This window comes from Seonamhaeicola marinus (assembly GCF_008085455.1).
Genome location: NZ_VSDQ01000108.1, coordinates 1 through 932, shown reverse-complemented (window position 1 = coordinate 932; position 932 = coordinate 1). Strand labels below are relative to the sequence as shown.

The 932-nt window shown below is 36.1% G+C and carries 1 protein-coding gene; it reads left to right on the top strand.

Annotated elements, in window-relative coordinates:
- Positions 1 to 16: 16 nt before the first annotated feature.
- A partial coding sequence (trxB, locus tag FUA24_RS00980) for a thioredoxin-disulfide reductase (protein ID WP_148539672.1) occupies positions 17 to 932 on the top strand: 916 nt, incomplete at its 3' end.

Genomic DNA, 932 nt, shown 5'->3' with positions numbered 1-932 from the left:
AAAAGATTTTAAAATTATGTCTAATACAATTGAAAGAGTAAAGTGTTTAATAATAGGTTCAGGGCCTGCGGGGTATACAGCAGCAATATATGCAGCTAGAGCAAATATGAACCCTGTTTTATATCAAGGTACACAACCAGGAGGGCAATTAACAACTACTAATGAGGTTGAAAATTTTCCAGGTTACCCAGAAGGTGTTACAGGGCCTGAAATGATGCTGCAATTACAAGCGCAAGCTAGACGTTTTGAAGCTGATATTCGTGATGGTTGGGCTACTAAAGTAGATTTTTCAGGTGATGTACATAAAGTGTGGATTAATGATGAAAAGGAAATACATGCCGATACTGTTATTATTTCAACAGGTGCATCAGCAAAATACTTAGGTTTAGAGTCTGAACAAAAATACCTAAAATTAGGTGGAGGCGTTTCAGCATGTGCTGTTTGTGATGGTTTTTTCTATAGAAATCAAGATGTTGTAATTGTTGGAGCAGGAGATTCTGCTTGTGAAGAAGCACATTACCTTTCTAAGCTTTGTAAGAAAGTGACCATGTTAGTAAGGCGTGATGAATTTAGAGCATCAAAAATTATGGCTGAACGTGTTAAAAACACAGAAAATATTGAAATTTTATTTAACACTGAAACCGATGAGGTTTTAGGTGATGGTCAGTTAGTAAACGGTGTACGCGTTTTCAATAATCAAACACAAGAAAAACACGTAATACCTGCAACAGGATTTTTTGTAGCTATAGGGCATAAACCTAATACAGATATTTTTAAAGATTATATAGATTTAGATGAAACAGGTTATATTATTAATGTGCCAGGAACATCTAAAACCAACGTACAAGGTGTGTTTGTTTCAGGTGATGCCGCAGATCATGTATACAGACAAGCCATTACTGCAGCAGGTACAGGTTGTATGGCAGCATTAG